We start from the raw sequence: 11924 nt of genomic DNA on the forward strand, positions 1-11924 counted from the left end.
CCCCGGCGCGGCCCGCGCCGGCCGCCCTCCCGTCGGTGCCGGCCGCGCGCGGAGCGGTCCCGCGCGGCGACCGCCAGGCCCGGGCCGTCCGGCTCGGCCCCCGGTCCGTGGCGGCCCTCGTGCTCGTCTCGCTGACCGGCGTGGCCGCCTTCGGCTGGCCGCTGCTCGCGAGCTCCGGGTCGGGGCTGGCGCACGCGCAGGACGCGCCGTGGCTGTTCGCCGCGCTGCTGCCGCTGCTGCTCGCCGTGGTGATGGCGACGATCGCGGACACCGGGCTGGACGCCAAGGCCGTGGCGATGCTCGGGGTGCTGGCGGCGGCGGGCGCCGCGCTGCGCCCGCTCGGCGCCGGCACGGCCGGCATCGAGCCGATGTTCTTCCTCATGGTGCTGTCCGGGCGGGTGCTGGGGCCCGGCTTCGGGTTCGTCCTCGGGTCGCTGTCGATGTTCGCGTCCGCGCTGCTCACCGGTGGTGTGGGGCCGTGGCTGCCGTTCCAGATGCTGGCCATGGGGTGGGTGGCGATGGGCGCGGGCCTGCTGCCGGGCCCGGACCGGCTGCGCGGCCGGGGGGAGCCGGCGCTGCTGGCCGGGTACGGGGCGCTGGCGTCCGTGGCGTACGGGACGGTGATGAACCTCCAGGGCTGGCCCTACATCGGCTCGCTGGTCTCGGACGTCGCGTTCGTGCCGGGCGATCCGCTGCCGGACAACCTCGCCCGGTTCGTGGCGTACTGCCTGGCGACCTCGCTGGGCTGGGACCTGGCCCGCGCCCTCGTCACGGTGGTGGCCACCCTCACCCTGGGCCCCACGGTCCTCAAGGCCCTGCGCCGGGCCACCCGGCGTGCCGCGTTCGACGCCCGCGCGGACTTCACGGACGCCTGATCGCCCGAGTGCCCGGGCCGGGCGTCACAGCCGCTGGATGATCGTCCCCGTCGCCAGCGCCCCGCCCGCGCACATGGTGATCAGCGCGAACTCCGCGTCGCGCCGCTCCAGCTCGTGCAGCGCGGTCGTGATCAGCCGGGCGCCGGTCGCGCCGACGGGGTGGCCGAGGGCAATGGCGCCACCGTTGACGTTGACCTTCTCCAGGTCCTGGTCGAAGACCTGCGCCCAGGACAGGACCACCGACGCGAAGGCCTCGTTGATCTCGACGATGTCGATGTCGCGCAGCGACATCCCCGCCCGGCCCAGCACGGCCCGGGTGGCGTCGACGGGCCCGTCGAGGTGGAAGTGCGGGTCGGCCCCCACCAGCGCCTGGGCGACGATACGGGCGCGCGGGCGCAGCCGCAGGGCGCGGGCCATGCGTTTGGAGGCCCACATCAGCACCGCGGCGCCGTCGGATATCTGGGAGGAGTTGCCGGCGGTGTGGACGGCGACGGGCATGACGGGCTTGAGGCCGGCCAGCGCCTCCATGCTGGTGTCGCGCACCCCCTCGTCGCGGTCGACGAGGCGCCACATGCCCTGCCCCGCGAACTGCTCCTCCTCGGTGGTGGGCACCTGGACGGCGTAGGTCTCCCGCTTGAAACGTTCCTCCGCCCAGGCGCGGGCGGCCCGCCGCTGGGAGAGCAGGCCGAGCGCGTCGACGCGTTCACGGGTCAGGCCGCGCCGCCGGGCGATGCGCTCGGCGGCCTCGAACTGGTTGGGCAGGCCGACGTTCCACTCGTCGGGGAAGGGCCTGCCGGGGCCGTGCTTGGAGCCGCTGCCGAGCGGGACGCGGGACATGGCCTCGACGCCGCAGCCGATGCCGACGTCGATGACACCGCTCGCGATCATGTTGGCGACGAGGTGGTTGGCCTGCTGGGAGGAGCCGCACTGGCAGTCGACGGTGGTGGCCGCGGTCTCGTAGGGCAGGCCCATGGCGAGCCAGGCGGTGCGCGCGGGGTTCATCGACTGCTCGCCGGCGTGGGTGACCGTGCCGCCGACGATCTGCTCGACGCAGTCGGGCTGGATGCCGGTGCGGGCGAGGACCTCGCGGTAGGTCTCGCCGAGCAGGTAGGCGGGGTGGAGGTTGGCGAGCGCGCCGCCGCGCTTGCCGATGGGGGTGCGTACGGCTTCGACGATCACGGGTTCCGCGGGCATGACCAAGTCGTCCTCTCCTCGCGTCCGCGGGGCGTCCCGGCGCCCCCGGCCGGAAACCGGTACGCGTTCGGCGTGCGCGTTCCAGCACACGTTCCAGAACGCGTTCTAGTTCCTTGGTTCCGTGCGCAGTCTTCCGACCCGTACCCCCGGTACGCAAGGGTCGCGCACCCCCCGCCGCCGCAACAGACGGCGTCATCGGCCTTGCCCCTTCAAGACCCCCTCACTACCGTCGCCCGACACCCTTCTGACGTAGCGTCAGCCAACATCGGGAAACGCAAAGGAAGTGGTGGCCATGGCGTCCTGCCCGGAGCTGCCCGCAGGCTTCGACCCCACCGATCCCGACCTCTACGCGCACCGCGTCCCCCTGCCGGAGTTCGCCCTGCTGCGACGGACCGCGCCGGTGGCGTGGGTCCCCCAGCCGCACGGCCTCGCGGGCTTCGGCGACGACGGCTACTGGGCGGTGACCCGGCACGCCGACGTCCGCCATGTCTCGGCCCGGCCGGAGGTCTTCTCCTCCGCCCGCAACACCTCCGTCATCCGCTTCCACCCGGACATCCGGCCCGAGGAGATCGACGCCCAGAAGCTGATGATGCTCAACATGGACCCGCCCGAGCACACCCGGGTCCGCCAGATCGTCCAGCGCGGCTTCACCCCCCGCGCCGTCCGCGCCCTGGAGACCACCCTGCGCGAGCGCGCCCGCGCCATCGTCGCCGAGGCGGCCGGGCGCGGCAGCGGCGACTTCGTCACCGACATCGCCTGCGAGCTGCCGCTCCAGGCCATCGCCGAACTCATCGGCATCCCCCAGCGCGACCGGGCCAGGATCTTCGACTGGTCCAACCGGATGATCGCCTACGACGACCCGGAGCTGGCCGTCACCCGCGAGACCGGCGCCCGGTCCGCGGGTGAGCTCGTCACGTACGCCATGAACCTGGCGGCCGGGCGCGGCGCGCGCCCGGGCGACGACATCGTCGGGCGGCTGATGGCCGCCGAGGGCGAGGGCAACCTGCGCCCGGACGAGTTCGGCCTCTTCGTGCTGATGCTGGCGGTCGCCGGCAACGAGACCACCCGCAATGCCATCAGCCACGGCATGCACGCCTTCCTCACCCACCCCGAGCAGTGGGAGCTCTACCGGCGCGAACGCCCGGCGACGGCGGCCGAGGAGATCGTCCGCTGGGCCACCCCGGTGGTCTCCTTCCAGCGCACGGCGGTGCGCGACACCGAGCTAGGGGGCGTCCGCATCGCCGCGGGCCAGCGCGTCGGGCTCTTCTACGCGTCCGCCAACCACGATCCCGAGGTCTTCGAGGCGCCCGAGGCCTTCGACATCACCCGCGACCCCAATCCCCACCTCGGTTTCGGAGGCGGCGGCCCCCACTTCTGTCTGGGCCGGTCGCTCGCCGCGCTGGAGATCGGCCTCGTCTTCGACGCCGTGGCCGACGTCGCACCGGGCATCCGGGCGGCGGGCGAGCCCCGGCGGCTGCGCTCGGCCTGGCTCAACGGCATCAAGGAGCTGCGGGTGACGTACGGCGCCTGAATACCGGCACCACCGGCGCCGTATCGCCCCGGCGCTCCAACTCCCTTCATTCAAAAGGGAATTGTCCATACCTGAACCCTTGTCAGGCCCACCCGGCGGACTTACTCTCGGGTACACCTTCTGAGACGGCGCGTTCGCGCTACGCCGCGCCCCGCGCCGGTACCCAGCACCCCACGCACCGCGACAGCGCGGCCGGCGCTGTCCACTCCCCCCGTCGAGGGGAAACGTTTCCGAGGGGACGACGCATGAAGGACGCTCAGGGAAGACAGGTGACGGGACGCGTCAGGTGGCGCAGGTTCGCCGTGCTCGCCGTGCCCGGATTCGCCGCCACCGCGGCACTGGCCGTCGCGCTCGCGCAAGGAGCGCTGGCCGCGTCGTTCGCGGTGTCCGGGCAGGAGTTCAAGGTGTCCGCGAAGACCCTGGAGGGTGACGGCTTCGCCCAGTACGGCGGCATCGACCGCAACGCCCGCGGCAAGCTGCTGCCCGTCGCGGTCACCGCCGTGAAGAAGGCGAAGCTGGAGGACCTCTGCCAGTCGGTGGTCACCACCCTGCCGGGACTCGGCGACATCACGCTGCGGCTCACGGCCGGCTCGGGCGGCAAGCCCGTGGAGGCGGAGAACCTCTTCCTCGACGCCACCCAGCTCGGCGGCGACGCCACCTTCAAGAACATCGAGATCGGGCGCGACGCCTCGACCCTCAACAAGGGCCCGGCCTCGGCCCAGGGCCTCCAGGACGCCTTCGGCCAGCAGGCCGACAAGGTCGTGATGACCGACATGCGACAGGTCGCCTGGGCCACCAACGCCGGTACGTTCAAGCTCTCCGGCCTCAGCATGAAGATCGGCTTCGGCAAGCAGGAATGCTTCTGACGTGGCGGGCGGCATCGAGCCCGCCCCGGCACCGGCGCCGCGCCGCTCATGGTGGGCGGCGTGGCGGCGGTGGCGCAGGGGACGGCCCTTCTGGGGCGGCCTGGCCGCCGTCGTCGCGGGCGCCGAGATCTGCGCCCTCCCGCTGGCACCGCTGAAGATCATGCTCGAACAGGGGATCGCGGGCATCCCGTCGATCCTCATGGGCCTCGTGATGATCGTGATGGGCCTCAGCGCCTGGTTCGCACCCCAGTACCGGACGCTGGCCGGCGTGGTCACCGTGCTCGTCGCCGCGGCCGCGCTGGTCATGTCCAACCTCGGCGGATTCCTCTTCGGCACCGTCGTCGGGATCACCGGCGGCGGCCTCGTCTTCGCCTGGACCCCGGTCGACCCCGTACCGGACCCGGAGCCCGGGCTCTCCCCCGAGCCCCACCTCCCACCCAAGGAGACAGCATGACCCTCCACACCCTCAGACGCGCCCGCACCCCCGGCACGGTCCTCGCCGTCGCGGCCGCCCTCACCCTGGCCGCCGGCACCGCCGCCGGCGCCGCGCCCGCCCCCCGGGAGGCCGGGTCCACCACCGTCGAGCCCGCCGGCCACGCCTTCGCCGCCACCCTCAACGGCGAGGTCACCTTCCAGGCCGGCTCGCTCACCGTGACGTGCACGGCATCCAGCTCCGAACCGGTCGCCGGGAGCGACAACAACCAGGTGCCGGCGGCCCCCGGCAACACCAACCCGGCCGGGGCCGTCGTCAGCAAGGCCAACCCGCCCGCGTTCTCCGGGTGCAGCGCCAGCCTGCCCGGCGTGGCCATCACGGTCACCACCACCGGTGCCTGGGACATCTCCATGCAGCACGGCGCCCCGAGCACGGCCACGCTGACCGCACCGGCCGGCGGCATGGTGCTCAAGAGCAGTGGCCTGGCCAACTGCACCGTCACCGCCTCGCCCAGCGCTCCCGCGGTCATACCCGCGACGTTCACCAACGGAGCGCCGTCGCAGATCACGGTGACCGACGCGGCGGTGCCGGTGCGGATCGAGGGCGGCTTCGGCTGTCCGACGAACGCCCGGACGGCGGTGTTCAACGCCACGTACGACATCACGGACGTGACCGACCCGGCCGCGCAGATCGTCGTCAACGGCTAGCCCGGACCGGGACGCACGGGACCGGGGCGGCGGACCGCGGACCGGCGGTCGCGGCGCGCCGCCCCAGCGGGCCGGGCCGGCTGCCGGCCCGCACCGGTCAGCTCCCGGCCCGCACCCGTCAGCTCCCGGCCCGCACCGGCAGCCGGTCCGGGACGGCCTCGGTCCCCTTGCGGGCCCCGGGGATGGCGGCCAGCGCCACCCGGCCGGGGCCGGTCAGCACGTACTGGATGCCGAACCCGGAGGCGACGACCAGCGCCCCGCCCACCGCGTCGAGGACGTAGTGGTTGGCCGTGCCGACGATGACCGAGAAGGTCAGCAGCGGATACAGCATGCCCAGCCACCTCGTCCACACCTTGGGCGCCACCATCGCGACGACGACGCCGCACCACAGCGACCAGCCGATGTGCAGCGAGGGCATCGCCGCGTACTGGTTGGACAGCTCGGTCAACGGCCCGAAGTCGGGCTTGGCCAGGTCCTGCGGGCCGTTGGCGGTGTCGACGAAGCCCAGGCCCGGCATCAGCCGCGGCGGCGCCAGCGGGTAGAGCCAGAAGCCGGCGAGCGCCATCAGCGTCGCGAAGCCCAGCGCCGTGCGCGCCCACCGGTACGTGGCCGGGCGGCGCACGTACAGATACCCCAGCAGGCACAGCGGCACCAGGAAGTGGAAGGTGCCGTAGTAGTAGTTCATGCTGTCCCGCAGCCAGCCGATCCCCGCCACGACATGGTTGAAGCGGTGCTCGACGTCCAGGCGCAGCAGCTCCTCGACGCCGAGGATCCGCCGGCCGTGGGACTCCGCCAGGGAGCGCGAGTCCGGGGCCTGGGCACGGATGTAGGAGTAGACCCAGTAGCCGATCCGTATCAGCATCAGCTCCAGGAGCAGGTTCGGACGGTTCAGCGCGCGCTTGAAGGAGCGCAGCAGCGGCACCCAGGAGAAGCGGCCGCGCTGCGGCTCGGCGACCGGGGTGGGCAGCGGCCGGTCCCACCGCTCTGAGGAGCGTACGAGGAACGGCACCGCGCAGGCGGCCGCGAGCGCCGCCAGCAGCGGGGCGTTCCGGCCGACCGGACCGAGGACGGGGTTGGGCGGCACCAGGATCGCGCTGGGGAGCGTCATGACCAGGACGACCAGCACGGGCCATCCCCTCCGGTCGGCCCGTCGCCGCCCCACCCGGCCGGCGACGGCCAGCAGGATCCACAGCTGCTGGTGCTGCCAGGCGGTGGGGGCGACGGCGACCGCGACGCAGCCGGTGACCGCGACGGCGAGCAGCGCCTGCCCGTCGGCGGCGTAGCGGACCGCGCGGCGCAGGCCGAGCACGGTGACGACGAGGGCCAGCGACGCGTACAGCGCGAGCTCCGGCGGGCCGTGCAGCCCGGTGCGCAGCAGCAGGCCGTGCAGCGACTGGTTGGCGAGGCCGGCGGGCGCCTCGCCGAGGCCGGCCCCGGCGACGTGGTGCACCCAGTACGTCCACGAGTCGCCGGGCAGGGCCGCCCAGGCGACCGCCGTGGCGGTGGCGAAGGTGACGCCGGTGACGACGGCCGCGCGGCGGCGCCCGGTCAGCCACAGCAGCGGGGCGAAGAGCAGCACGGCGGGCTGGAGGGCCGCGGCGAGACCGACGAGGACGCCGGTGGGCCGGCCGGTGCCCTCGGCGCGCCGGGGCGGGCAGCAGCCCAGGAGCACCAGCAGCACCGGGAGGACGTTGGTCCGGCCGAGGGTGAAGGTGTCGCGCACGGGCAGCGAGGCGACGGTCAGGATGAGCGCCACCGGTGCCGCCAGGGCCTGACGGGCGGGCGAGCCGTCGCCGCGCCCGGGCAGGGCGCGGGCGGCGACGAGCGCGACGGCGGCGACGAGCAGCAGGGTGCCCAGGGTCCAGACGACGCCGAGGCTCTGCTCGGCGGCCCTGGTCAGGGGTTTGAGGACGAGGCCCGAGAAGGGGGTGCCGGTGAACCGGTCGGTGTCGTAGAGGGAGCCCCGTACCCGCGGGACGCCGTGCTCGCCGACCCATGTCTCCAGGTCGGTGAGCCGCCGCTCCGGGGGCAGCCGCAGCACCGCCGCCGCCTGACGCAGGGCCAGCAGCCCGGCGAGCAACCACAGCGCTCCCAGGACCATGCCGGTCCGGGAGCCCGCTCCCGGTGGGCCGGCCGGTCCGCCGCGCTCCGCATCCGCCACGCTCTGCCGCACCTCCTGTCGCCCAGGTGGTCACCCTCGTGGGGCTGTTCGAGACCTGACTGAGTCCTGGGGAGTGAGACGCGGGTCACTCCCAGGTCACCTGACAACCTGCCACAAGTGACCTGATTCCCACCACGACACTGGGGCAGGATGGGGCGCATGAGTATCGTGAAGATCAATGTCCTGACCGTCCCCGCCGAACAGCGCGAGGTCCTCGAACAGCGTTTCGCCTCGCGCGCGGGCACGGTCGAGGCCGCCGACGGCTTCGAGTGGTTCGAACTCCTGCGCCCCGTGGAGGGCACCGACCAGTACCTCGTCTACACCCGCTGGCGCGCCGAGGAGGACTTCCAGGCATGGATGGAGGGCCCGATGAAGGCCGCCCACCAGCGCGGCGGCGAGGGCGCCCAGCAGCGGCCGGCCGCCACGGGCTCGACGGTGTGGTCCTTCGAGGTCGTCCAGCAGACGGGGCCCAAGGAGGGCTGACCGCCCCCGGTGGGTGGCCGGTCCGGCGCACGGACCGAAATCCGGCTGACACCCGGCCCGTCGGATGCGACGATCCGCGCCATGACAGGCGTTCACCCTCCCGCTCCCTGGACCGTCGCCCCGCGACCGGTCGGCTCGCCCGACGCGGCGGCGCTCCTGCGCGCGTACCTCGGGGACGTGGCCGACCGCTGGTACCTCCTCCACCACGACCGGACGGCCACCCCCGAGGAGATGACGCGTCACCTGGCCGACGCGGCCGCCGAGGACGCCCGGCTCGCCCCGCCGCGGGGCGTGCTGCTGGTCGCCCGGCTGGGTGACGAGCCGGCGGGCTGCGCGGGGCTGCTGCGCCGGGAGCCGGGGACGGCGGAGGTGTCGCGGGTCTTCGTCCGGCCGGACCGGCGCGGGCGGGGCGGCGCCGCCGTCCTGATGACGGCGGTCGAGGAGACGGCACGGTCCTGGGGCGTGACGCGGCTGGTGCTGAACACCCGCCGGGACCTCGTCGAGGCGCGGGCGCTGTACGCCCGGCACGGCTTCACGGACATCGCGCCGTACAAGCCGCTGGAGGAGGACCCGTTCGCCGAGGTGTGGCTGGGCAAGGAGCTGGGGGCGGGCGGAGTGTCGTAGCGAGGCAGGTGGTCACGGCGGGCAGGTGGTCACGGCGGGCAGGCAGTCACGGCGGGCAGGCGATCACGACAGGCGGTGGTCGGGGCGCGCGCCGCCGTCGTGCGGCTGCTCGGCGTCGGAGCCGCACATCTCCTCGCTGAGCTCGTGGACGAGGGCCCGCAGGTCGTGCGGGCGGTCCGCGGCCGTCCACCAGTCGCCCAGCAGCTCCGCCAGCATCTGCTCGCGCGCGCCGAAGAGCAGCTCCGCCTGGCGGCGCCCCTCGCCGGTGAGGACGAGCCCGAGGCCCTCGCGGTAGGCCAGTGCCCGGGTCTCCAGCTGAGAGGCGGCGTCCGTGACCACCCGGATCGGTACGTCCACCCGCTCGGCCAGCAGGGACGGCTCGACGTGGCCGTCGCGGTGGAGGCGCAGCAGCATCCAGCTCGCGGCGGGACGCAGGTCCAGCCCGGCGCGTTCGGTGATCTTCTCGTAGGCCTTGCGCCGGCCCTCGCGGCTGCCGAGCAGGGAGAGCGCGCGGGCGCACTCGTCGCGCGAGGTGCGGTGGACGGGGTTGCTGGAGAGGACCTCACTGGTGTCGGGGGCGGTGACGCTGCCCCGCAGCGGCTGCTCCTTCAGCAGCCAGGCCAGGGCGAAGGCGGCCAGCGCGGGCGGCACGGCGTAGAGGAAGACGTCGGTGATCGAGACGGAGTAGGCGTCGAGGACGGCGCCGCGCTGGGCCGGGGGCAGCCGGTCGACGGCCCGCGGGTCGGCCTGGAGGGACCGCGGGGTGACACCGGGCGGCAGGGTGACGCCGGCCAGCGCGTCGGTCAGCCGCGGGCCCAGCTTGTTGGCGAAGATCGTGCCGAAGACGGACACCCCGAACGAGGCGCCGATGGACCGGAAGAAGGTGGCGCCGGAGGTGGCGACGCCGAGGTTCTCGTAGCCCACGGCGTTCTGCACGATCAGCACCAGCACCTGCATGACCAGGCCGAGCCCGAAGCCGAAGACGAAGAGGTACACGCTGGTCTCGGCCGGCCCGGTCGCCGGGCCGAGCCGGTGGAGCAGGAGGAGGCCGACGGTCATGACGGCGGTGCCGGCGATGGGGAAGATCTTGTAGCGGCCGGTGCGGCTGACGATCTGGCCGGAGCCGGTGGAGGAGATCAGCATGCCGGCGACCATGGGCAGCATGTGGACGCCGGACAGGGTCGGCGTGACGCCCTGGACGACCTGGAGGAAGGTCGGCAGATACGTCATGGAGCCGAACATCGCGAAGCCGACGACGAAGCCGATGACCGAGCAGAGCGTGAAGGTGCGGACGCGGAACAGCCCGAGCGGCAGCACGGGCTCGGCCGCCCGGAGCTCGACCAGGACGAACGGGCCCAGCAGCACCACCCCGAGCACACCGAGCATGATGATCCGCCACGACGACCAGGGGTAGGTGGTGCCGCCGAGCGAGGTCATCAGCACCAGGCAGATGGCGACGGCCGCGATGAGGAAGGTGCCGAGGTAGTCGATGCGGTGCGGGGTGCGGCGGGCCGGGATGTGGAGGACGGCGGCGATGACGGCGAGCGCGATGACGCCGATGGGCAGGTTGATGTAGAAGACCCAGCGCCAGCTGAGGCTGTCCGTGAACAGCCCGCCGAGGAGCGGCCCGAGCACGCTCGAACCGCCGAAGACCGCGCCGAAGAGCCCCTGGTAGCGCCCCCGGTCGCGGGGCGGCACGATGTCGCCGACGATCGCCATCGACAGCACGATCAGACCGCCGCCGCCCAGGCCCTGCAGGGCGCGGAAGCCGATGAGCTCGGGCATGTTCCTGGCCAGCCCGCACAGCGCGGAACCGACCAGGAAGATCACGATCGCGGTCTGGAAGAGCCGCTTGCGCCCGTACTGGTCGCCGAGCTTGCCCCACAGCGGGGTGGCCGCGGTGGAGGCGAGCAGATAGGCGGTGACCACCCACGACAGGTGCTCCAGCCCGCCGAGATCGCTGACGATCGTCGGCAGCGCCGTGGAGACGATCGTCTGGTCGAGCGCCGCCAGCAGCATGCCGAGCAGCAGCGCGCCGATCGCCACGCGGACTCCGCCGCGCGTCTGCCCCTCACCGGGTGCGGGCGCGGGCGCGGCGGCCACCGCGGGACCGGGTTCGGGGCCCGGGGCGTCCTGGGCCATGGGGGCTCCTCGGGTGCGGGGGTGTCGGTTCCGCTCTGCCCCCATCGTCCGCCGGACGACCGGTCCCGGCCCGCTGGGGTACGCCGACCAGGGGGCCGCGCGCTGGCGGTGACCAGGGCTGTTGGCGTTACCCCCCGTCCGTTTTGTATCTTTGAGAAACAAAGTGGCTCCGCCCGCACTCCCTGACCGGCGGGTGGAGCCGCTTGTCTTTTTTCCGCGCGCTTGGAGTCCGACGATGACGACCACGACCACGCTCACGGCTCGTGCCCTGCTCCTCGACATGGACGGGACGATCGTCAACTCGGACGCGGTCGTCGAGCGCTGCTGGCGCCGCTGGGCCGCCGAGCACGGCCTGGACGGCGACGAGGCCATGAAGATCGTCCACGGCCGCCAGGGCTACGCCACCATGGCCGTCCTCCTGCCGGACCGTCCCATGGAGCTCAACCACGAGGACAACCGGCGCATGCTCGAGGCCGAGACCGCCGACGTCGACGGCGTCGTCCCGGTCCCCGGCGCCCCCGCCTTCATGGCCGCCCTGGCCGGCCTCCCGCACGCCCTGGTCACCTCCGCCGACCGTGCCCTCTCCGACGCCCGCATGGGCGCGGCGGAGCTGCCGATGCCGGCGGTACGGGTGACCGCCGAGTCCGTCGGCGCCAGCAAGCCGGACCCGGAGGGCTTCCTCAAGGGCGCCGCCGAGCTCGGCTTCGCGCCCGAGGACTGCGTCGTCTTCGAGGACTCCGAGGCCGGCATCGCGGCCGGCCGCGCCGCGGGTATGCGCGTCGTGGGCGTCGGCCCGCGCGCGGCCGCCCACGGCCCGGACGTGGCGGTGCCGGACCTGACGGCCGTACGGGTGGAGACGGGACCGGCGGGGACGATCGTCCTGACGGTCACGGTCTGAACCGGCCCGA

11 protein-coding genes are annotated in these 11924 nt (G+C 73.7%); 8 read left to right on the top strand and 3 right to left on the bottom strand.

All coding sequences use genetic code 11. The features are described from left to right. Positions 1 to 35 precede the first annotated feature (35 nt). On the top strand, positions 36 to 875 hold the full coding sequence (locus tag AC07BS_RS08595; protein WP_478931280.1) for an ECF transporter S component: 840 nt from the start codon (positions 36 to 38) through the stop codon (positions 873 to 875). A gap of 24 nt (positions 876 to 899) precedes the next feature. On the opposite strand, the gene AC07BS_RS08600 is transcribed toward AC07BS_RS08595, so the two are convergent. Further along, positions 900 to 2069: a steroid 3-ketoacyl-CoA thiolase gene (locus AC07BS_RS08600; protein ID WP_478641296.1), complete on the bottom strand. Its 1170-nt coding sequence runs from the start codon at positions 2067 to 2069 to the stop codon at positions 900 to 902. Positions 2070 to 2361: 292 nt separating this feature from the next. Between AC07BS_RS08600 and AC07BS_RS08605 the strand changes: the two genes are divergently transcribed. The 4 genes from AC07BS_RS08605 (at position 2362) to AC07BS_RS08620 (ending at position 5606) form a co-directional block, all read left to right on the top strand. Beyond that, the gene (locus AC07BS_RS08605) at positions 2362 to 3600 is read left to right on the top strand and encodes a cytochrome P450 (protein WP_478931066.1); all 1239 of its coding nucleotides are present in this window, start codon (positions 2362 to 2364) and stop codon (positions 3598 to 3600) included. A 245-nt stretch (positions 3601 to 3845) separates the two neighbouring features. Continuing rightward, positions 3846 to 4466 carry a DUF6230 family protein gene (locus tag AC07BS_RS08610; protein WP_478641300.1) on the top strand — a complete coding sequence of 207 codons (621 nt, stop codon included), beginning with the start codon at positions 3846 to 3848 and terminating at the stop codon, positions 4464 to 4466. Between the two features lies 1 nt (position 4467). Beyond that, on the top strand, positions 4468 to 4920 hold the full coding sequence (locus AC07BS_RS08615; RefSeq protein WP_478641302.1) for a DUF6114 domain-containing protein: 453 nt from the start codon (positions 4468 to 4470) through the stop codon (positions 4918 to 4920). Then, positions 4917 to 5606 carry a hypothetical protein gene (locus tag AC07BS_RS08620; RefSeq protein WP_478931069.1) on the top strand — a complete coding sequence of 230 codons (690 nt, stop codon included), beginning with the start codon at positions 4917 to 4919 and terminating at the stop codon, positions 5604 to 5606. The genes AC07BS_RS08615 and AC07BS_RS08620 overlap by 4 nt, the downstream gene beginning before the upstream one ends. A 118-nt stretch (positions 5607 to 5724) precedes the next feature. Here the strand turns inward: AC07BS_RS08620 and AC07BS_RS08625 are convergent, their stop codons facing one another. After that, entirely contained in the window at positions 5725 to 7707 is a 1983-nt protein-coding gene (locus AC07BS_RS08625; RefSeq protein ID WP_478931282.1) for a bifunctional glycosyltransferase 87/phosphatase PAP2 family protein, read from the bottom strand. 219 nt (positions 7708 to 7926) lie between these two features. Between AC07BS_RS08625 and AC07BS_RS08630 the strand changes: the two genes are divergently transcribed. Both AC07BS_RS08630 and AC07BS_RS08635 read left to right on the top strand, forming a co-directional pair. Then, positions 7927 to 8250: an antibiotic biosynthesis monooxygenase family protein gene (locus AC07BS_RS08630; protein WP_478641305.1), complete on the top strand. Its 324-nt coding sequence runs from the start codon at positions 7927 to 7929 to the stop codon at positions 8248 to 8250. 81 nt (positions 8251 to 8331) lie between these two features. Beyond that, positions 8332 to 8874, top strand: coding sequence for a GNAT family N-acetyltransferase (locus AC07BS_RS08635; protein ID WP_478931071.1), 543 nt, complete (start codon positions 8332 to 8334; stop codon positions 8872 to 8874). 63 nt (positions 8875 to 8937) lie between these two features. Here AC07BS_RS08635 and AC07BS_RS08640 read toward each other — a convergent pair whose 3' ends face one another. Then, positions 8938 to 11016, bottom strand: a complete 2079-nt coding sequence (locus AC07BS_RS08640; protein WP_478641309.1) for an MDR family MFS transporter — start codon at positions 11014 to 11016, stop codon at positions 8938 to 8940. 235 nt (positions 11017 to 11251) lie between these two features. Between AC07BS_RS08640 and AC07BS_RS08645 the strand changes: the two genes are divergently transcribed. Next, positions 11252 to 11914 carry an HAD-IA family hydrolase gene (locus AC07BS_RS08645; RefSeq protein ID WP_478931073.1) on the top strand — a complete coding sequence of 221 codons (663 nt, stop codon included), beginning with the start codon at positions 11252 to 11254 and terminating at the stop codon, positions 11912 to 11914. Positions 11915 to 11924 lie beyond the last annotated feature (10 nt).

The organism is Streptomyces sp. NPDC044063 (genome assembly GCF_056434285.1).

What these genes read in the sequence shown, in the direction of transcription:
- AC07BS_RS08645 (WP_478931073.1), top strand. Translation starts at nt 11,252, where the DNA reads ATGACGACCACGACCACGCTCACGGCTCGTGCCCTGCTCCTCGACATG.
- AC07BS_RS08605 (WP_478931066.1), top strand. Translation starts at nt 2,362, where the DNA reads ATGGCGTCCTGCCCGGAGCTGCCCGCAGGCTTCGACCCCACCGATCCC.
- AC07BS_RS08640 (WP_478641309.1), bottom strand. Translation starts at nt 11,016, where the DNA reads ATGGCCCAGGACGCCCCGGGCCCCGAACCCGGTCCCGCGGTGGCCGCC.
- AC07BS_RS08630 (WP_478641305.1), top strand. Translation starts at nt 7,927, where the DNA reads ATGAGTATCGTGAAGATCAATGTCCTGACCGTCCCCGCCGAACAGCGC.
- AC07BS_RS08620 (WP_478931069.1), top strand. Translation starts at nt 4,917, where the DNA reads ATGACCCTCCACACCCTCAGACGCGCCCGCACCCCCGGCACGGTCCTC.
- AC07BS_RS08600 (WP_478641296.1), bottom strand. Translation starts at nt 2,069, where the DNA reads ATGCCCGCGGAACCCGTGATCGTCGAAGCCGTACGCACCCCCATCGGC.
- AC07BS_RS08635 (WP_478931071.1), top strand. Translation starts at nt 8,332, where the DNA reads ATGACAGGCGTTCACCCTCCCGCTCCCTGGACCGTCGCCCCGCGACCG.
- AC07BS_RS08625 (WP_478931282.1), bottom strand. Translation starts at nt 7,707, where the DNA reads ATGGTCCTGGGAGCGCTGTGGTTGCTCGCCGGGCTGCTGGCCCTGCGT.
- AC07BS_RS08610 (WP_478641300.1), top strand. Translation starts at nt 3,846, where the DNA reads ATGAAGGACGCTCAGGGAAGACAGGTGACGGGACGCGTCAGGTGGCGC.